Origin of the sequence: Streptomyces sp. MJM8645, from assembly GCF_001625365.1 — a bacterium.
Taxonomy (GTDB): domain Bacteria; phylum Actinomycetota; class Actinomycetes; order Streptomycetales; family Streptomycetaceae; genus Kitasatospora.
In genome coordinates, this window is the sequence record NZ_LJJF01000001.1 from 6,271,996 (window position 1) to 6,290,796 (window position 18,801).

Genomic DNA, 18,801 nt, shown 5'->3' on the forward strand with positions numbered 1-18,801 from the left:
GCTCTCGGCGTCGCGTTGTCGCGGCCCCCTGGGGTTGGATCCGGTCGGAGGGGGCCGTTGCCGGGGCTCAGCCGAACGGCCTGGTCTCCGGGCCCGAAGCCTCCGCCGCGTCGGTCTCCGTCGCTTCGTCCGGGGTGGACGGGAGGCTTTCCGGGGCGAAGGGGTTGAAGTCCGGCGGGGGCACCATGACGGGCGTGCCCTTGCGCGGGGCGTCCTGCGCGGGAACGGCCTGCGCGGGAACGGCCGGCGGCGCGGAAGGCGGCGGCGGGACGGCCGGGCCCTGCGCCGCGAGCGTGGTGCCGAACGGGTCCGACTGGTCGGCCGTCACCGTGCCGAACGGGTCGGTGGTCGGGGCGGCCGCTGCCGGGGACGTGTCCGGGGTGGGCGGGAGGCTTTCCGGGGCGAAGGGGTTGAAGTCCGGCGGGGGCACCATGACCGGCGTGCCCTTCCGCCTGGCTGGCGCCGCCTGCGGCTCGGTGTCGGCCGGGGAGGCCTCCGCGACGGGCGCGAACGGGTTGAAGTCCTCGGGCGGGAGCTGCACCGGCGTGCCGCGCAGGTCCGCCGGCACCTCCTCCGCCTCTTCCGGCTCCTTCTCGACGGGAGCGGGAGCGGGAGCGGCAGCAGGTGTGGCGGGCACGGGCGCGGCGCCGGCCGCCTCCCCGTCCCAGCCGAACTGAACGCTCTTCAGTAGCTCCGCGAACGCCCGCGTGTACAGGTCCCAGTCCTCCGGCTGCGCCGTGGACAGCTGGACGCAGAGCACGGTGCCGCCGTCCGGCAGCGGGACGAAGGCCTCGACCGCCGAGGTGACCACCCAGCGCCGCTGCCCGTCGGCGGACAGCGGCCCCGGCACCGGGACGGTCCGTCCCTCGACCAGGACGGCGGCCGGCCCGGCCGGCAGCAGGACCGTCCACACCTCGGCGTGCCGCCGGACGGTGGCGAGTTCGGTGGCGAGCGCGGTGATCGGCAGCGGGTGCCGGGCGAGCGAGACGACGAGGGCGGCGTCGGAGGCCCGGCCGTCCACGTCCAGCGCGCAGACGCCCGCGTAGACCGTGCCGGCGTCGTGGACCAGGTCGGCGAGGGTGGCGGCGATGACCGCGAAGTCGCGGCGCCGCTCCGGACCGTCACCGCTGAACAGCTCCTCGGCGACCTCGGCCAGATGCCCGGTCAGTTCCTCGGCGGCCGCGGCGGTGGCCGGGGCGACGTCGCCCGCCCCGCCCGCCGGCGCGGGCACCGTACGGGAGCAGACCCCGGCCGGACCGCCGGGGGAGGTCAGCGGGTGGAAGCCGGGCGGGACCACCAGCCGGACCTCGGCACCCGCGCCGGTGGCCAGTTCGACCGGCTGGCGGGTCTGCTGCCCGGCGGCCAGCGCGGCCAGTGCCGGAGCGAACGGCGGGCGCAGCTTGGGGTCGGCGAACTCGCCGGTGACCGGCAGGTGGAACAGCGCGGCCGAGGTGGTGCCCCGGTCGGCGATCGCGCCGCGCACCGCCCCGCCGCCGTAGCGGGTGTGGAGGGCGGCGGTCACCCGGTCGGCGACCCGGGCGCCGCTACCGGGGCGGGCCGTGCCGGCGGTGAGCACCGTGCCGAGCCGGTCCACGGCCGCGTGCACCGGGCCGTTCGGGGCCAGCGGGAGGCCGAACAGCGCCTCGGCGGCGGGGTGTTCGGCCGGGCGCAGGGTGCTGAGCGAGGCCGCCGGATGGCGGGAGGTGCGCTCGTCGAAGAGGGCGTCGGTGAGCGTGCCGAGGGTCGCGCAGACCTGCTCCGCCGCTGCGAAGGGATTGGCCTCCGCGCTGAACTGGACGTCCTGGGTCAACTGTTGAGCCCCCCGCTCTGCTGCGTCTGCGGTCCGCTGGTTCGGGTGGGTCCGCGCGCGCCGTGGCGGCGTGCCGTCGGATCCGTGCTCATTCCTATCAGAGCCCGCTGTCGGGACCGAACCGGCGGATCACCCGATGGGAGCCTCGGCCGTTTCGCCCGTGGCCTGCGGGGACGTTTCGCCGGACGGTGCGGTGGCGAGCGCGGTGACCGCCTCGGCGATCCCGGGGACGGCGAACAGCCCGGCGAGCTCCCGCACCAGGCGCCCGGTCGGGCCGTCAGGACGCTCGTCCGCGAAGAACGAGGCGAGTTCGGCGGCGAGCGCCGGTTCCCGGGCGGCGGTGAGGGTGAGGGTGGCGACGAACTCCTGCACCAGGTGCAGCTGCAGGTCCTCCAACGGCACCGAGCGTTCGGCCAGCCACTCCAGGGAGGTGATCTCGGCGTTGGCGATCCAGGCCCGGACGGTCAGCCGCAGCCCGGGGCTCGGCGCGGGGATCGCCAGGTGGGAGAGGATCTGGTCGTGGGCGGCCCGCCGCACCTCGTCGATCACCGCCGAGGTGCCCGCGCTGGCCGCCACCGAGCCGCCGCGCAGCAGCGCCGCGAAGCCGGGCCCGTGGCTCTGCACGAAGTCCAGGTAGCGGCCCATCACCCGGTACAGCCGCTCGGACAGCGGCCCGTCGGCGGGCTCCTCGAAGCGCGCCGAGAGCTCCCGCCCGGCCCGCCGCAGCGACTCCTCGTACAGCGCCTGTTTGCCGGGGAAGTAGTGGTACACCAGCGGCCGGGAGGCCCCCGCGGCGGCGGCGATGTCGTCGATCGACACCTCTTCGGGCGGGCGCCGGCTGAACAGCTCCAGCGCGACGGCGATCAGCTGTTCGCGCCGCTCGTCCACGCTGAGCCTGCGGCGCGGCCGCTCACCGGCAGCCGCCCGGCCTGGCGTCCGGCCCGCCGCCCGGTCCGGGGCCTGCTCCGGGGCGGGGGTCCGTGCAGCGCGGGCGGCCGTCGGCGACGGCGTACGGGAGGCCATGCGCGCCACCCTATCCGCCGTCCGGGGCGGGGCCTATGCGGCGTGGAGGTCCAGGTAGCGGCGGTAGGCCTCGCGGCCGTCGGGGACGAAGTGGTCGCGGGCGAGGCGGTCGGCGAGCTCGGCCGGGGTGAGCCAGGCGTGCCAGGCGACCTCGGACTCCTGCGGCTGGACCGGGCCGTCCCACTCGGCCTCGTACATGTCGCTCCACCAGGAGAGCCGGTCCTGCCGGAAGAGGAACTTGAAGAGCGGGCGCGGGGTGATCCCGTGCACGCCGAGCTCCTCCTCGGCCTCGCGGACGGCGGCCTCGGCGTACGTCTCGCCGGAGCCGACCACGCCGCCGACGAACATGTCGTACGCGCCGGGGGCGAACAGCTTGGTGTCGGTGCGGCGGTGGACGAAGATCCGCCCGGCCGGGTCGCGGACCAGGATGAAGACGCACCGGTGGGTGAGCCCCTGCCGGTACACCTCCCCGCGCAGCGCCGTCCCGATCACCCGGTCGTGCTCGTCGACGACGTCCAGCAGTTCTTCGGCAGGGTTGGTCATGACGGACAGGTTAGGGTTTCGGGGCCCGCTTCGAACGCTTTTCGAGTGCGATCCGAGCTCGATTCGCATGTGATCCGCATGTGATCCGCATGTGATTCGTGCGCGATTGGATGCGGGCGGGAACGCAGGAACCGGACAGGCTGAGGGTGGCGCGCGGTGGTGGAGATCTGGGGCGAGACGGCCGAGGGGTTCGAGCCCGTACGGGAGGCCTTCGCGCGGAACTTCCACGAGTACGGCGAACTGGGCGCGGCCTTCGCGCTGTACGTGCGCGGTCGCAAGGTGGTCGACCTGTGGGGCGGTGACGCCCGGCCCGAGGTCGGCGGGCGGCCCGCGCCGGCGGTGCCCTGGACGGCGGACACCGCCCAGGTGCTGCGCTCGGTCACCAAGGGCCTGACCGCGACCACCGCGCTGCTGCTGGCCGAGCGCGGCCTGCTCGACCTGGACGCCCCGGTGGCCTCCTACTGGCCCGAGTTCGCGCAGGCCGGCAAGGGCGGGGTGCCGGTGCGCTGGCTGCTGTCGCACCAGGCCGGGGTGCCCGCGCTGGACGTGCCGCTGCGGCTGGAGGACGTGCTCACCTGGGAGCGCGCGGTGGCCGCGGTGGCCGCGCAGGCGCCCGCCTGGGAGCCGGGCACCGCGCACGGCTACCACCCGTACACCTTCGGCTGGCTGGTCGGCGAGGTGGTGCGGCGGGTGAGCGGGCGCACGATCGGCCAGTACTTCGCCGAGGAGATCGCCCGGCCGCTCGGGCTGGACCTGTGGATCGGGCTGCCGGCCGGGGCCGCGCCGAGGGTCGGCCGGCTGGTCGACCTGCCCGCCCCGGAGGCGGCCCGGACCGGGCCGAGCGGTCTGCGGCTGCGGCCCAAGCAGTCCGTCCGGGACGCCTACCAGGACCCGGCCTCGCTGACCGCGCGGTCCTTCGCCTCGGTGCGCCCCGGGGTGGACCTCAACGACCCGGCGGTGCAGGCCGCCGAGATCCCCGGCGCGGGAGGCATCGGCACCGCCCGCTCGCTGGCCCGGTTCTACGCGGCGCTGATCGGCGCCGCCGACCGCCCGGACGGCTCCGGCGCGCTGCTGCCGCCGCTGCTCGGGCCCGGGGTGCTGACCCGCGCGGTCGGGCCCGAGGTGAGCGGACCGGACCGGGTGCTGATCGTCAACTCCACTTTCGGCCTGGGCTTTTGGCGGCACGGCCCGACCGCGCCGATGGCCTCCCCGGCGAGCTTCGGCCACCCCGGCCGGGGCGGCTCGCTGGGCTTCGCCGACCCGGAGCTCGGGCTGGGCTTCGGCTACGTCACCAACGGCATGCAGCCGGGCGTCACCGGCGACATTCGCTCGCGCAACCTGATCCGTGCGGTGCGGGGGTGCCTGGGGCTGTCCGGGTAGCGGCGGGCGCGGTCCCGAGCCGTCAGGCCTGGCCGGTCTCGAAGCGGGTGATCTTCGGGCCGGTGAAGGTGAAGCGCCAGGCGGTGCGCATCTCGCCCCAGGTGTCGTTGGTGAAGTTGGCGATCAGCGCGTGGCCGCCGTCCGATTCGGTCTGGACGTCCATCCGGCCGCGGACGGTGAAGATCTCCTTGTCGATCCACTGGGGCAGGTCGCGGTCGGAGCCGTCGTCGGACATGGTCGCGTCCGGGGTGAGGGTGGCCAGGAAGGCGTCGCGGTCGCCCGCGTTGACCGCGGCGACGAAGGCGCGCACGGTGGGGTCGGAGAGCTTGGCGGGGGAGATGGTCATCGGGACTCCCGGGGGTGAGGGACGGGGAGTCCTGTCTACGGCGTTCGCCGGGTGTGTTCGGGCATGTCGGCGGCGCGTCGAGAAAATCGCGCATTCATGTGCTTAGATCCCGAAATGGGCGTTTTGCCCTACGGAGGGTTGCGCAGCGTGGACGTCCCAACGGGCGTTCGCGGTGCGGCCACGGGGAGTGGCGGCGGAGCGGGAGGCCGGGACCGGCCTCCCGCTCCGTGTTTACCTGGTTCCTGGTTCCTGGTTCCGCGTTCCGTGCGGGCCGCGGCCCGGCTAGAAGAGGCCCACCGCGTCCGGGGAGTAGCTGACCAGCAGGTTCTTGGTCTGCTGGTAGTGCTCCAGCAGCGCCTTGTGGTTCTCCCGGCCGATGCCGGAGTTCTTGTAGCCGCCGAAGGCCGCGTGGGCGGGGTAGGCGTGGAAGCAGTTGGTCCACACCCGGCCGGCCTGGATGGCGCGCCCGGCGCGGTGGGCGGTGTTGAGGTTGCGGGTCCAGACGCCCGCGCCGAGCCCGTACTGGGTGTCGTTGGCGAGGGTGATCGCCTCGGCGAAGTCCTCGAAGCGGGTGACCGAGACGACCGGGCCGAAGATCTCCTCCTGGAAGACCCGCATGCTGTTGACGCCCTCGAACACCGTCGGCGTCACGTAGTACCCGCCGGCCAGGGCGCCGCCGAGGTCGGCCCGCTCGCCGCCGGCCAGCAGCTTGGCGCCCTCGGCCTGGCCGATCTCGAAGTAGGAGAGGATCTTCTTCAGCTGTTCGGCGCTGGCCTGGGCGCCGACCTGGGTCTCGGTGTCCAGCGGGTCGCCCTGGCGCATCGCGCGCACCCGCTCCAGGCCGTCGGCGAGCAGCCGCTCGTAGACCGAGGACTGGATCAGCGCCCGGCTGGGGCAGGTGCACACCTCGCCCTGGTTGAGGGCGAACATCGCGAAGCCCTCGACCGCCTTGTCGTAGAAGGCGTCCGAGGCGTCGGCGACGTCCGCGAAGAACAGGTTGGGGCTCTTGCCGCCGAGTTCCAGCGAGACCGGGATCAGGTTGTCGCTGGCGTAGCGGGCGATCAGCCGGCCGGTGGTGGTCTCGCCGGTGAAGGCGATCTTGCGGATGCGGTTGCTGGAGGCCAGCGGGGCGCCGGCCTCCTCGCCGAAGCCGGTGACGATGTTGACCACGCCGGGCGGCAGCAGGTCGGCGGTCAGCTCGGCCCACAGCAGCACCGAGGCCGGGGTCTGCTCGGCGGGCTTGAGCACCACCGCGTTGCCGGCCGCGAGCGCCGGGGCGAGCTTCCAGATCGCCATCAGGATCGGGAAGTTCCACGGGATGATCTGGCCGACCACGCCCAGCGGCTCGTGGAAGTGGTACGCCACGGTGTCCTCGTCCAGCTGGGACAGGCCGCCCTCCTGGGCGCGCAGCGCGCCCGCGAAGTAGCGCAGGTGGTCGACCGCGAGCGGGAGGTCGGCGGCCAGCGTCTCGCGCACCGGCTTGCCGTTCTCCCAGCTCTCCGCGACGGCCAGCCGCTCCAGGTTCGCCTCCATCCGGTCGGCGATCCGCAGCAGCGCCTGGGCCCGCTCGGCGGGCGGGGTGCGGCCCCAGCCGGGGGCGGCGGCGTGGGCCGCGTCCAGCGCGGCCTCGATGTCCTCGGCGGTGCCGCGGGCGACTTCGGTGAACACCTCGCCGGTGACCGGGGTCGGGTCGCCGAAGTACTCGCCGCGCACCGGCGGGGTCCAGCCGCCGCCGATCCAGTGCTCGTACCGGGAGCGGTAGGCGACGATGCTGCCGGGCGTGCCGGGGGGCTGGTAGACCGTCATGCTCTGGTGTCTCCTCGCGACGTCGGGCGCCGCCCGGACCGGGTGGCGGGGCGGCGCGCCGGGCCGCGCCCGGCGCGGGGCGGCCCGGCGGGAGGGTGTGGACACGCAATTCCGGGCGGACGCCCGCCGGGGCGTCCGCCGTCGAGCACGATAGCCGCCCGGCGCGGGCGCGGCTACGGTCCGTGCGCCCGGCCCGTACGGAGGGTTGCGCGTTCCGGCGGTCGCGCGGGGCGCGCACCATGTCTCCGCGCTCCGTCCGGGACGGTGTCAGACCGCGTGGTACCGGCCGGTGCGGGACTCCCAGTGCAGGTAGCCGGCGAGCCAGGTGACCAGCCCGTCCGCGTACCGCTGGGCGATCGTCCGTTCGACCCGGGAGAGCCCCAACTCCCGGTAGACGTCCGGCAGTCGGCCGTGCAGGTCCCGGCACCGCTCGACCATCAGCTGCGCCTCCTCCAGCACCACCGCGCAGGCCTCCTCGGCCGAGCAGCGGCGCTCGCGCTGGACGATCATCACCAGGTTGTTGACGTCGCCGCGCGGGGCCTCCAGCGGGAACGACCGGACGTCGTTGCTGAGCGAGGGGATGTCGGCTGCCAGCTGGCGCAGTTGACGCAGCACCGGGTGGTGCAGGACGGCGGCGGGCACCTCGAACTGGCCGAGGCGTTCGACCATGTCGAAGATGGTCTCCATCGCCGCGGTGCCTCGTCTGAGCACCAGGTAGCCGTCGCGGTCGGGTGGCCGGGTGGAGATGCGGCCGGCGGCCTCGGCGGGGTGACTGGCCAGGTACCACTCCCAGTTGTACGCGGCGCGGGCCTGCCAGCGGGCGGGCATGCCGCGCACGCTGCGGTCCCAGAGGTCGGCGAAGGCGGTCTCGACCGGCGAGTCCTGGTCGGGGCGGGCTCCGTGCAGGACGGCGATCAGCCGCTCGCAGATGGGGGCGACCTCCGTCGGGCGGCGGCCGAGCGGGCCGTCGAACTGGTCGTCGAAGAGGAAGTAGAAGCCCATCAGGTCGGCGGCGAGGGAGAGTTCGTCCGGGCCGGTGTCGGGGTAGCCGAGGGCGGCGAGGTCGACCACGTCCCAGTGGGCGTACCCGGGGTGGTCGACGTCGGGGAGCAGCGGGTGGCGGACCAGCCAGTCACGGTGCAGCGCGGTGGCCTGCGGTCCGTGCGGGCTGCGACGGTGCGGGAACGGAATCTGAAGTGAGGTGTCGTCAGACATCGGACTCCCGGTGCGGCGAAGGGTGGGGGTACTAGTGATTCGAACGTTGGGTGTGGGGGGAGTTGACGCGGCGAGGCTTCCGGGGAGAGGGTGATAGCGAAAGATCATCTTCGCCTCGCGGGCCGTAGGGTATCTGATGTAATGATCGGACGTTAGGGGTATAGGGCAATTGCCCTTGGCAAGGCGTCCGAACCCTCACCGTCCGCCCCAGCCTGCGCGAATGCCCCACAGCGAGTGCCACGCAGCGCTAACCTCGGCTCCACGGGCAGTGATGCGAGCAGCGACACGGGCTGTGACGCGAGTGGCGAGGCGGAGGCACGACGGTGACCGAGCAGGACAACGAACTTCGGACGGGATCAGGTTCCGGCCGGGACGGCGACAGCACCTCGCCGAGGGTCAGGCTGCGCGACCGCGACGCCGAACTTCGCTCCGTCGAAACGGCCGTCGACAAACTCTGCTGCGAATTCGCGGCCGGCGGCACCGAGATCGGCGAACTGCTCGCCTTCTCCGGCCGCCCCGGCATCGGAAAGACCAGCCTGCTGCACGAGGTCCGACGGGTCGCCAATCTCCGCAACCGCGCCACGGTGCTGTTCGCCCGCGGCGGCGAACGCCAGTTCAACGAGCCCTACCACGTGCTGCGCCAGCTCCTCCAGCCCCTCCTCACCAGCCTGCAGCCCGACGAGTTCCGCCAGGTCATGGGCACCTGGGAGGAGGTCGTCGGACCGGCCATGGGCCTCAAGCGGCCCAAGGCCGGCGCCCGCCGCCTCGACCCCCAGGGCGTGCGCGACGGCCTCGACTACGTCCTCACCCAACTCGCGCCGCGCCGGGCCCCGCTGGTCATGATCGTCGACGACCTGCACTGGGGCGACCACGAGTCGCTCTCCTGGCTCACCCAGTTCGCCGTCCGCTCCCGCGAACTACCCGTCCTGCTCGTCTTCGCCTTCCGCGAGGACGAGAACGACTGGCCGACCGAGATCCAGCAGCACCGCAAGGCCGTCCTCGGCCTCGCCACCAGCAAGCACGAACTCAACCGGCTCTCGCTGGTCTCCGTCACCGACATGATCCGCGCCGAACTCGGCGACAAGGCCGAGGACGCCTTCTGCTACGAGTTCTGGAACGTCGTCAACGGCAACCCCTTCGAAGCCGTCGCCCTGCTCGACCAGGTCCGCGACCAGGACCTCGAACCGGTCGAGGAGAACTCCCAGCAACTGCGCGAACTCGCCGTCGACGCCACCGGAATGACCCTCAAGAGCTGGATCGACCGGCTCGGCTCCGGCACCCTGCGCTTCGCCTGGGCCTGCGCGATGCTCGGCACCGACATCCGGGTCGACCTCGCCACCCGGATCTGCGCCCAGACCACCGAGGGCGCCCGCGACGCCATCAAGCAGCTGCGCAAGCAGCGCGTGCTCACCCAGACCCCCAACGGCAACCTGGAGTTCGTCCACCCGCTGATCGGCAGCTCGATCTACAACACCATGCCGGAGGCCACCCGCACCGGCATGCACGGCGTCGCCGCCGCCGAGATCGAGAACGCCGGACTCGGCCTGCTCGCCGCCTCCCGCCACCTCGTCGAGACCTTCTCCGGCGAGGGCGACGACAAGACCGTCCGCAAACTGCGCCGGGCCGCCGTCGAACACCTGCTGATCGGCGCCCCCGAAGCCGCCCAGCGCTGCCTGCACCGCGCCCTCAACGAACCCCCGGCCGACGACATCCGCGCCGAGGTGCTGTACGAACTGGGCTGCTCCGCCCTGCTCACCGACCCCGTCGCCACCGTCAACCAGCTCAAGCTCGCCCTCGACCCCGACGAGGGGCCGCTGCGCCCCGAACTGCGGGTCGACGCCACCTTCCGGCTCTCCGAGGTGCTCGCACACAGCGGCGAACTGCGCCAGGCCGCGGTGGTCTGCCAGGACGAGGCCGAGCAGACCGCCGACCCGGCCGGCCGACTCCGGCTCCAGGCCGCCTCGTTCATGTGGCACGCCTTCCGCAAGTCCGAGGACGACGGGCCCGGCCGATCCACCCGGCTCGGCCTCATGTGTGACGGCCTCAGCACCCGCGACGCCGCCGACCGGGCCGTCCTCGCGATGCGCGCCTGGGACCTCACCCTGCGCGGCGCCCCCTCCGCCGAGGCGCTGACCTACGCCGACGCCGTCCTCGACGCCGGCCGCCTGCCCAAGGGACTCGGCTGGACCGACAGCACCTGGGGCTTCGAACTGCCCTCCATGCTCGGCCTCACCTACACCTACAACGACCGCATCGCCCAGGCCGAGCGGCTGTTCGCGGACGCCATCATCCAGTTCGAGGTCGCCGGGTGGAGCGGTGCCCACCGGGGCTTCGCGTACTTCCTGATGGGCCTCGCCCGCTTCCGCCGCGGCCTGCTCGCCGAGGCCGAGGACTTCCTGCGCCGCGCGCTGCGACTGTCCGAGCGGATCGGCCCCAAGCTGCCGCTCGCCTGGGACGCCGTCGGCGTCCTGGTGGACACCCTGCTCGCCCGCGGCCGGACCGAGGAGGCCTGGGAACTCGCCGTCGAGTTCGGCTTCCACCCGCCGTACCACACGACCGCGATGGTGCTGCCCGACGCGCCCTCGCTGTACGGCAAGCTGCTGATCGCCAAGAAGCGCTACGCCGGGGCGGCCGCCGCACTCACCGAGGCCGGCGCCCAACTGGAGGCCCGCGGCTGGCACAACACCGTCTGGGCGCCCTGGGCCGGCCACCTCGCCATCGCGATCGCGGCCGACGAGCCCGACCGCGCCCGCGAGTACGCCCAGAAGGCCGTCCAGGACGCCCGCACCTTCGGCACCGCCTCGGCGATCGGCACCGCGCTGCGGCTGAACGCCCAGATCGAGGACGGCCAGCAGGCGGTCGAGCTGCTGGAGCAGGCCGTGATGTACCTCGGCCAGTCGCCGGCCGGGTACGAGCACGCCGTCGCGCTGGTCGACCTCGGCGCCGCGCTGCGCCGGGTCGGGCGGCTGGAGGACGCGCAGGAGTACCTGTACCAGGGCATCGAGCTGGCCCAGCACTGCTCGGCCGAGGGGCTGGTCGACCAGGCGCGGCGGGAGCTGGCCAACTACGGCCTGCGGCCCAACCGGCTGGGGCTGCGCGACTTCCGGGAGACGCTCAGCCAGCCCGAGTGGGAGGTCGCCAACCTCGCGGTGCAGGGCGTGCCGCCGCAGCGCATCGCCGACGAGCTCGGCGTGCACCTCAGCCTGGTCAACCGCCGACTGGCCGCGGTCTACCGCAAGGCGGGCAGCGGGCCGGACGGCCTGGCCTCCGCCCTCGGGCTGCCGACGCAGCCGCGCGGGGCCGCCCGGCCGGGGGCGGAGCCCGAGGAGGCGTAGCCCGCGGTGGCAGGGGGCGTGGGCGGCGGGTGCCCGGGCGGCGCGCGGAGGCACGGGAGCGCTCCCGGGGCGGTCGCCGTCGTCAGGGCGTGTCTGACGATTCCCGCCGGGCGCGAATTGTCAGACACGCCCTAGGCTGACGCAGACGTGGGGGCGCCGCGGCGACCCCCTGGACGGACCCGGAACCGGGGCGGTCACGGCACCCCGCGACCGCCAGTGAGGAGCAGGCCATGGCGAGCGAGGCCACCAGCGTGCGGCACGAACCCCTCGACCCCTCGGGCGCGGGCGCCGCGATCGAGCGTTGGACGCTCTCCGCCGGCCCGTACGAGGCGAGCGTGCTCACCCTCGGCGCCACCCTGCACACCCTCACCGGCCCGGACCGCGCCGGGCGCCCCGCCCAACTGCTGCTCTCCACCGACCAGCTGACGCAGATCCTCGGCCCGGCCCGGCACTACGGCACCGTGGTCGGCCGGTACGCCAACCGGATCGACGGTTCCAGGGTCACCATCGACGGCGAGGAGCACCCGCTCGCCCCGACCGGCGGCGGCATCACCATCCACGGCGGGCCGGACGGCTTCGCGCAGCGGATCTGGGAGGCCGAGCGGATCGAGGGCGGGGTGCGGCTGCGGTTGCACAGCCCGGACGGCGACCAGGGCTTCCCCGGTGCGCTGGACATCACCGTCTCCTACACCCTGGACCCGGCCGGCGAGCTGGTGATCGCCTACCGCGCCGTCACCAGCAAGCCGACCGTGGTCAACCTGACCAACCACGCCTACTTCAACCTTGCGGGTGAAGGGAACGGCGATGTCCTCGGCCACCTGCTCACCCTCGACGCCGACGCCTACACCCCGGCCGACGAGCGGCAGATCCCGTACGGGCGGACCGAGCCGGTGGCCGGCACGCCGTTCGACTTCACGGTGGCCACGCCGATCGGCAAGTCGGTGCACGACGACCACCCGCAGCTGGCCGGGCCCGGCGGCTACGACCACAACTGGGTGCTCCGGGCCCGGCCGGCCGACGGCGGCCCGGCCCGGGCGGCGTTGCTGGAGGACCCGGTCAGCGGGCGCACCCTGGAGGTGCTGACCACCGAGCCGGGCGTCCAGGTCTACACGGCCAACAAGTTCCAGGGGGCGGTCACCGGCGCGAGCGGCGTCCCGTACGGGCCGTTCGCCGGGATCGCGCTGGAGACCCAGCACTTCCCGGACTCCCCGAACCACCCGGCGTTCCCGAGCACCGTGCTGCGGCCGGGGGAGGAGTTCCGCTCGATCACCGTGCTGCGGCTGGGCGTCAGCTGAGCGCTCCGGGCACGTCCGGGGTGAGGTTCTGCGTGAGGTCCTGCTGGAGGTCCCGCGCGAGGTCCCGTGCGAGGTCCCGGCGCATGCAGAGCCGGGGCCAGCGGTCGAGACCGTGCTCGGCCTCCTTGCGGCGGATCTCCCGCAGGCCCGGGGTGAGCTCGTGGTCGGCGAGCGGGCGGAAGCCGCAGCGGGCGTAGTAGGGGGCGTTCCAGGGGACGTCGGCGAAGGTGGTGAGGGTGAGCGCGGGGGCGTCGGTGCCGGCCGCGAGGTGTTCGATCAGCGCCCGGCCGATGCCCCGGCGGGCGTGGTCGGGGTGGACCGACACCTGCTCGATGTGCAGGGCGCCGTCCACCGGCTCGGCGAGCAGGTAGCCGGCGATCGGACCGGGACCAGGACCGGGTTGCTGGGGCAGGTCGGTTCCGTGGGGCAGGTCGGTCGCGTCGGGGACGGCGACCAGGGCGATGCCCGCGTCCAGGTAGTGGGCCAGCTCGTGCGGGGCCGGTGGTTCGTCGTCGGCGATCTCCGGCATGCCGATCGCGGCGAAGGGGGCCCCGGCGGCCCGCTCCAGTTCGCACAGCAGCGGCAGTTCGTCCCTCATGGCGGCTCTGATACGCATGCGTTCAGTCTGCTGCAAGCGGTTTTCGGCCAGGGATGGTGGTGCTCTCGGCCATCCGGTACCGGCTCGAAGCGGGCGAACCCGGACATTTGGTCGCACTGTCAACTACCGTGCGGCTACGTCCAGGACACGTGGGCGTAACGATCGCTGTTTCTTGCAGAAACTTGCTGCAAGGACTTTCCGTCGCTATTGCACCGCTGTTAACTTCCTTCCGAGCCCGACGGCAGCAACGGTGCAGTCGGCACGAGGCAGCCATTATGCGCCTGTCTCCGAAGATCTCGGGCACCCCCACCCTCCCAAGGAGTTCTCATGCGGCGTGGCATCGCGGCCTCTGCCCTCGTTGTGGCCCTCGCGGTCTCGATGGCTGCCTGTGGCAGCAGCGGCTCCAGCTCAAACGGCAAGGCCGACGGGCCGGTCACCCTCACCTACTGGGACACCTCGAACGCCACCAACGAGGCGCCGAACTACCAGGAGCTGGTCAAGAAGTTCGAGGCCGCCAACCCGAACGTCAAGGTCGACTTCGTCAACGTCCCGTTCGACCAGGCGCAGAACAAGCTCCAGACCGCCATGGGGGCCAAGGGCGCTCCGGACGTGTTCCGCTCCGAGGTCGGCTGGACCGCCGCCTTCGCCAAGGCCGGCTACCTGGAGCCGCTCGACGGCACCCCGGCCGTCGCCGACACCTCCGCCTTCCAGCCCAGCCTGATCCAGCAGGCCAAGTTCGACGGCAAGCTGTACGGCGTGCCGCTGGTCACCGACACCCTGGGCCTGCTCTACAACAAGGAGCTGTTCGCCAAGGCCGGCATCACCGACGCCCCCAAGACCTGGGACGAGCTGAAGACCGACGCCGCCGCGCTCAAGGACAAGGCCGGTGTCGACGGCTTCTGGCTGAAGGCCGCGGACGGCTACTACGCGATGCCGTTCCTGTTCGGCGAGGGCACCGACACCGTCGACGCCGCCGGCAAGAAGATCACCGTCACCTCGCCGGAGGCCGTCAAGGCCATCGAGACCTACAAGACGATGTTCACCGCGCCCGGCATGGCCAAGGCCGACGTCACCACCGACGCCTACGCGCACATGATGGACGCCTTCAACAACGGCAAGGTCGCGGCCATCGTCCAGGGCCCGTGGGAGATCACCAACATCTACAAGGGCGCCGCGTTCGCCGACAAGAACAACCTCGGCATCGCGCCCGTCCCGGCGGGCTCCAGCGGCAAGTCCGGTGCGCCCACCGGCGGGCACAACATCTCCGTCTACGCCGGTGCCGACCAGGCCCACAAGGCCGCCGCCGAGAAGTTCGCCGCCTTCATGACCTCGGCGGAGAGCCAGGCCTTCATCGCGCAGAAGAACTCCACCCTGCCGACCCGCTCCGACGCCTTCACCGCCGACGTCAAGGCCGACCCCGGCATCGCCGGCTTCCAGGCCGTCCTCGGCAGCGCCAAGCCGCGCCCCGAACTGCCCGAGTACAGCTCGCTGTTCTCCTCGCTCGGCACCAACCTGGGCAAGGCCGTCCAGGGCACCGGCACCCAGGACGCGCTGAACACCGTCGCCACCGACTACGCCAAGCTGCTGCCGGGCTTCGCCAAGTAGTCGCCGTCGGCCGTCCGGGCCGCCGCCGCTCCAGGCCCTGTCCGGCTGGAGCGGCGGCGGCCACCCGGCGGGCCCGGCGGCCGGACCCGCTCTCCCCGAGACTTCCCCCCGAGAAGGTGTCAATCGATGTCAGTCGCCGTGCAGGGCGCCACCGGCAAGGGCAGCCCGGAGCGCGAGCAGCGTCCGGGCCTGCTGGAACGCGTCAAGCGCTCCTACGCCAAGCACTGGTACGCCTACGCGATGATCGCCCCCGTGGTGCTGGTCCTCGGTGCCCTGGTGCTCTACCCGCTGGTCCAGGGCCTCTGGCTCACCCTGACCGACGCCAACAGCCTCAACGTCGCCCGCAAGATCGGCGTCAACGAGATCCCGGCCAGCTACAACTTCGTCGGCTTCCACAACTACGCCGACATCCTGTGGGGCCCCGGCTCGTACGACCGCTTCTGGTCCCACTTCGTCTGGACCATCGCCTGGACGGCCATCTGCGTCTTCCTGCACTACACCCTCGGCCTGGGCCTCGCCCTGCTGCTCAACAAGAAGCTGCGCGGCCGCGCCGTCTACCGGATGCTGCTCATCCTGCCCTGGGCCGTGCCGACCTTCGTCACCGTCTTCTCCTGGCGACTGATGCTGTCCGACGGCGGTGTCGTCAACAGCATGCTCGGCTTCCTCCACCTGCCCGAACCCGGTTGGCTCACCGACCCGTGGGCGCAGAAGTCCGCCGCGATCCTGGTCAACACCTGGGCCGGCGTGCCGTTCATGATGATCTCGCTGCTCGGCGGCCTGCAGTCGATCCCGGCCGAGCTGTACGAGGCCGCCGAGATGGACGGCGCCACGCCGTGGCAGCGCTTCCGGTACGTCACCCTGCCCGGGCTGCGGGCCGTCTCCTCCACCGTCGTCCTGCTCGGCGTGATCTGGACGTTCAACCAGTTCAACGTCATCTTCCTGCTCTTCGGCACCGGTGCGCCCGACGCCCAGCTGCTGGTCACCTGGGCCTACCGCCTCGGCTTCGGCCAGATCCCCCGGGACTACGCGCAGTCCGCCGCCTACGGCGTGATCCTGCTGTCCATCCTGATCGTCTTCACCGCCTTCTACCGGCGCTGGCTCGCCCGCAACGAGCAGGCCAACGGCTGAGGCCCCGGACCCAGTTGACCCACGAAGGCAGGTACCCCCGATGAGCACCACCACCGAACTCCCCACCCCCGCGGCGGCCGTGGCCCCGGCCGCCCGGCCGGCCAAGGCCCGCCGGCGCGGCGAGAGCAGCCCGCTGGTCAGGGCGCTGTCCCACGGCACCCTGATCGTGGCCGGCCTGATCGCGCTGTTCCCGGTGGCGTGGATCCTCTTCGTCTCGCTCGGCCCGGACAAGACCGACTACCTCCACCCCGGCGCGATCCTCGACAAGCTCACGCTGTCGAACTACCACCACGTGCTGTTCGACACGGACTTCTTCACCTGGTTCGGCAACGCCCTCCTGGTCTCCGGCGTCACCACCGTGTTCGGCGTCCTGGTCGCCGCCACCACCGGCTACGCCGTCTCCCGGATGCGCTTCCCCGGCCACCGGCCGCTGATGTGGTCGCTGCTGGTCACCCAGATGTTCCCGATCGCGGTGCTGATCGTGCCGATGTACACGATGCTCTCCGACCTCGGCCTGCTGGACAGCTACCTGGGCCTGATCCTGGTCTACTCGACCACCACCGTGCCGTACTGCGCCTGGCTGCTGAAGGGCTACTTCGACACCATCCCGGTGGAGATCGACGAGGCCGGCCGGGTCGACGGGCTCAGCCCGTTCGGCACCTTCTGGCGGCTGGTGCTGCCGCTCGCCCGCCCGGGCCTGGCGGTGGCCGCCTTCTACTCCTTCCTCACCTACTGGGCCGAGGTGCCGTTCGCCTCCACCTTCATGCTCAGCTCCGACAAGTACACGCTGGCCGTGGGCCTGCAGACCTTCGTCAGCGAGCACGACGCCCAGTGGAACCTGATGGCCGCGACCGCCGTGCTGATCGCGATCCCGTCGGCAGCCTTCTTCTACCTGGTGCAGCGCCACCTGGTCACCGGTCTGACCGCCGGTGCCTCCAAGTCGTAACGCTCCTCGCTCCTCTAGTCCCCAAGGGATACCGTCCATGACCCAGAACCTGGCCGACACCTCCCGGCCTGCCGCCGACGCCGCCGCCCACGAGGCGGTCACCCCGGCTCCTGTGACTGGCGGCGCCTCCAGAGGCTGGTGGCGGGACGCGGTCATCTACCAGGTGTACCCGCGCAGCTTCGCCGACTCCAACGGCGACGGCATGGGCGACCTGCCCGGCATCCGCAGCCGCCTGCCGTACCTGCGCGACCTCGGCGTGGACGCGGTCTGGCTCTCGCCGTTCTACGCCTCGCCGCAGGCGGACGCGGGCTACGACGTCGCCGACTACCGCGCAGTGGACCCGATGTTCGGCAGCCTGCTGGACGCCGACGCGCTCATCCGGGACGCCCACCAGCTGGGGCTGCGGATCATCGTCGACCTCGTCCCCAACCACTCCTCGGACCAGCACGAGTGGTTCCAGCGCGCCCTGCGCGAGGGCCCCGAGTCCCCGCTGCGCGAGCGGTACCACTTCCGTCCCGGCAAGGGCGAGAACGGCGAACTGCCGCCCAACGACTGGGAGTCCATCTTCGGCGGCCCGGCCTGGACCCGCAGCGAGAACCCGGACGGCACCCCCGGCGACTGGTACCTGCACCTGTTCGCCCCCGAGCAGCCCGACTTCAACTGGGAGAACCGGGCAGTCGCCGACGAGTTCCGCTCGATCCTGCGGTTCTGGCTCGACATGGGTGTCGACGGCTTCCGCATCGACGTCGCCCACGGCCTGGTGAAGGCCCCCGGCCTGCCCGACCTCGGCGGCGCGGACCAGCTCAAGCTGCTCGGCAACGACGTCATGCCGTTCTTCGACCAGGACGGCGTGCACGAGATCTACCGCAGCTGGCGCAAGATCCTCGACGAGTACCCGGGCCAGCGGATCGGCGTCGCCGAGGCCTGGACCCCGACCGTCCAGCGCACCGCCAACTACGTGCGCCCCGACGAGCTGCACCAGGCCTTCAACTTCCAGTACCTGGGCACCGGTTGGGACGCGGCCGCGCTGCGCGAGGTGATCGACGTCTCGCTCGACTCGATGCGCCCGGTCGACGCCCCCACCACCTGGGTGCTGTCCAACCACGACGTCACCCGGCATGCCACCCGCTTCGCCAACCCGCCCGGCCTCGGCACCCAGATCCGCACCCCCGGCGACCGCGAGCTCGGCCTGCGCCGCGCCCGCGCCGCCACCCTGCTGATGCTCGCGCTGCCCGGCTCCGCGTACATCTACCAGGGCGAGGAACTCGGCCTCCCGGACGTCACCGACCTGCCGGACGAGGTCCGCCAGGACCCGTCGTTCTTCCGCAAGGCCGGGCAGGACGGCTACCGCGACGGCTGCCGCGTCCCGATCCCGTGGTCCGGCACCGAGGCCCCGTACGGCTTCGGCCCGGTCGCCGGCGGGCCGTCCTGGCTGCCGCAGCCGGCCGAGTGGGCCGCGCTGAGCGTCGAGGCGCAGACCGGAGACCCGGCGTCCACCCTGGAGCTGTACCGCAGCGCGCTCGCCGTCCGCCGTTCCCAGGACGACCTCGGCGCCGGGACGGCCGTGGAGTGGCTGGAGGGCCCCGAGGGGACCCTGACGTTCCGCCGCGGCTCCTTCGTCTGCACCGTCAACGCCACGGACGAGCCGGTCCGGATAGCGGCGCCCGGAAAGCTGCTGCTCTCCTCGGTGGAGCTGGTGGTCGACGGCGGCGAGACGGTGCTCGCGCCGGACAGCACCGGCTGGTGGGCGGTCTGACGTGGTTGCAATAGG

General features: G+C 72.7%; 14 protein-coding genes. 7 read left to right on the forward strand and 7 right to left on the reverse strand.

What is annotated here, in order from left to right:
- Positions 1 to 67 precede the first annotated feature (67 nt).
- The 3 genes from A6F73_RS41680 to A6F73_RS26740 form a co-directional block, all read right to left on the reverse strand.
- Positions 68 to 1,810 carry a hypothetical protein gene (locus A6F73_RS41680; protein ID WP_063350115.1) on the reverse strand — a complete coding sequence of 581 codons (1,743 nt, stop codon included), beginning with the start codon at positions 1,808 to 1,810 and terminating at the stop codon, positions 68 to 70.
- A 129-nt stretch (positions 1,811 to 1,939) separates the two neighbouring features.
- Entirely contained in the window at positions 1,940 to 2,833 is an 894-nt protein-coding gene (locus tag A6F73_RS26735; protein ID WP_079136037.1) for a TetR/AcrR family transcriptional regulator, read from the reverse strand.
- A 33-nt stretch (positions 2,834 to 2,866) separates the two neighbouring features.
- A complete protein-coding gene (locus tag A6F73_RS26740) occupies positions 2,867 to 3,376 on the reverse strand; it encodes an NUDIX domain-containing protein (RefSeq protein ID WP_063350117.1) in 510 nt (169 codons plus the stop codon).
- A gap of 156 nt (positions 3,377 to 3,532) precedes the next feature.
- On the opposite strand from A6F73_RS26740, the gene A6F73_RS26745 reads away from it, so the two are divergent.
- Positions 3,533 to 4,756: a serine hydrolase domain-containing protein gene (locus A6F73_RS26745; RefSeq protein WP_063350118.1), complete on the forward strand. Its 1,224-nt coding sequence runs from the start codon at positions 3,533 to 3,535 to the stop codon at positions 4,754 to 4,756.
- Positions 4,757 to 4,778: 22 nt separating this feature from the next.
- On the opposite strand, the gene A6F73_RS26750 is transcribed toward A6F73_RS26745, so the two are convergent.
- The 3 genes from A6F73_RS26750 to A6F73_RS26760 form a co-directional block, all read right to left on the reverse strand.
- On the reverse strand, positions 4,779 to 5,102 hold the full coding sequence (locus A6F73_RS26750) for a nuclear transport factor 2 family protein (RefSeq protein ID WP_063350119.1): 324 nt from the start codon (positions 5,100 to 5,102) through the stop codon (positions 4,779 to 4,781).
- A 282-nt stretch (positions 5,103 to 5,384) separates the two neighbouring features.
- Positions 5,385 to 6,908, reverse strand: coding sequence for an aldehyde dehydrogenase family protein (locus A6F73_RS26755; RefSeq protein ID WP_063350120.1), 1,524 nt, complete (start codon positions 6,906 to 6,908; stop codon positions 5,385 to 5,387).
- 267 nt (positions 6,909 to 7,175) lie between these two features.
- Entirely contained in the window at positions 7,176 to 8,123 is a 948-nt protein-coding gene (locus A6F73_RS26760; RefSeq protein ID WP_063350121.1) for a hypothetical protein, read from the reverse strand.
- Between the two features lie 323 nt (positions 8,124 to 8,446).
- Between A6F73_RS26760 and A6F73_RS26765 the strand changes: the two genes are divergently transcribed.
- Positions 8,447 to 11,458, forward strand: a complete 3,012-nt coding sequence (locus A6F73_RS26765; protein ID WP_079136038.1) for a tetratricopeptide repeat protein — start codon at positions 8,447 to 8,449, stop codon at positions 11,456 to 11,458.
- Between the two features lie 230 nt (positions 11,459 to 11,688).
- The gene (locus A6F73_RS26770) at positions 11,689 to 12,753 is read left to right on the forward strand and encodes an aldose epimerase family protein (protein ID WP_079136039.1); all 1,065 of its coding nucleotides are present in this window, start codon (positions 11,689 to 11,691) and stop codon (positions 12,751 to 12,753) included.
- Here the strand turns inward: A6F73_RS26770 and A6F73_RS26775 are convergent.
- Entirely contained in the window at positions 12,746 to 13,369 is a 624-nt protein-coding gene (locus A6F73_RS26775; protein ID WP_079136040.1) for a GNAT family N-acetyltransferase, read from the reverse strand. The two genes, A6F73_RS26770 and A6F73_RS26775, sit on opposite strands and share 8 nt — an antisense overlap.
- A 309-nt stretch (positions 13,370 to 13,678) precedes the next feature.
- On the opposite strand from A6F73_RS26775, the gene A6F73_RS26780 reads away from it, so the two are divergent.
- The 4 genes from A6F73_RS26780 (at position 13,679) to A6F73_RS26795 (ending at position 18,786) form a co-directional block, all read left to right on the forward strand.
- On the forward strand, positions 13,679 to 14,956 hold the full coding sequence (locus A6F73_RS26780) for an extracellular solute-binding protein (RefSeq protein WP_063350123.1): 1,278 nt from the start codon (positions 13,679 to 13,681) through the stop codon (positions 14,954 to 14,956).
- 126 nt (positions 14,957 to 15,082) lie between these two features.
- A complete protein-coding gene (locus A6F73_RS26785; RefSeq protein WP_063350124.1) occupies positions 15,083 to 16,084 on the forward strand; it encodes a sugar ABC transporter permease in 1,002 nt (333 codons plus the stop codon).
- A 40-nt stretch (positions 16,085 to 16,124) separates the two neighbouring features.
- On the forward strand, positions 16,125 to 17,030 hold the full coding sequence (locus A6F73_RS26790) for a carbohydrate ABC transporter permease (protein ID WP_063350125.1): 906 nt from the start codon (positions 16,125 to 16,127) through the stop codon (positions 17,028 to 17,030).
- 37 nt (positions 17,031 to 17,067) lie between these two features.
- Positions 17,068 to 18,786: a glycoside hydrolase family 13 protein gene (locus tag A6F73_RS26795; protein WP_079136041.1), complete on the forward strand. Its 1,719-nt coding sequence runs from the start codon at positions 17,068 to 17,070 to the stop codon at positions 18,784 to 18,786.
- Positions 18,787 to 18,801: the final 15 nt, after the last annotated feature.

Coding starts and splice junctions, on each gene's coding strand:
- A6F73_RS26735 (WP_079136037.1), bottom strand. CDS start 2,833: ATGGCCTCCCGTACGCCGTCGCCGACGGCCGCCCGCGCTGCACGGACC.
- A6F73_RS26740 (WP_063350117.1), bottom strand. CDS start 3,376: ATGACCAACCCTGCCGAAGAACTGCTGGACGTCGTCGACGAGCACGAC.
- A6F73_RS26750 (WP_063350119.1), bottom strand. CDS start 5,102: ATGACCATCTCCCCCGCCAAGCTCTCCGACCCCACCGTGCGCGCCTTC.
- A6F73_RS26755 (WP_063350120.1), bottom strand. CDS start 6,908: ATGACGGTCTACCAGCCCCCCGGCACGCCCGGCAGCATCGTCGCCTAC.
- A6F73_RS26760 (WP_063350121.1), bottom strand. CDS start 8,123: ATGTCTGACGACACCTCACTTCAGATTCCGTTCCCGCACCGTCGCAGC.
- A6F73_RS26770 (WP_079136039.1), top strand. CDS start 11,689: ATGGCGAGCGAGGCCACCAGCGTGCGGCACGAACCCCTCGACCCCTCG.
- A6F73_RS26775 (WP_079136040.1), bottom strand. CDS start 13,369: ATGCGTATCAGAGCCGCCATGAGGGACGAACTGCCGCTGCTGTGCGAA.
- A6F73_RS26780 (WP_063350123.1), top strand. CDS start 13,679: ATGCGGCGTGGCATCGCGGCCTCTGCCCTCGTTGTGGCCCTCGCGGTC.
- A6F73_RS26785 (WP_063350124.1), top strand. CDS start 15,083: ATGTCAGTCGCCGTGCAGGGCGCCACCGGCAAGGGCAGCCCGGAGCGC.
- A6F73_RS26790 (WP_063350125.1), top strand. CDS start 16,125: ATGAGCACCACCACCGAACTCCCCACCCCCGCGGCGGCCGTGGCCCCG.
- A6F73_RS26795 (WP_079136041.1), top strand. CDS start 17,068: ATGACCCAGAACCTGGCCGACACCTCCCGGCCTGCCGCCGACGCCGCC.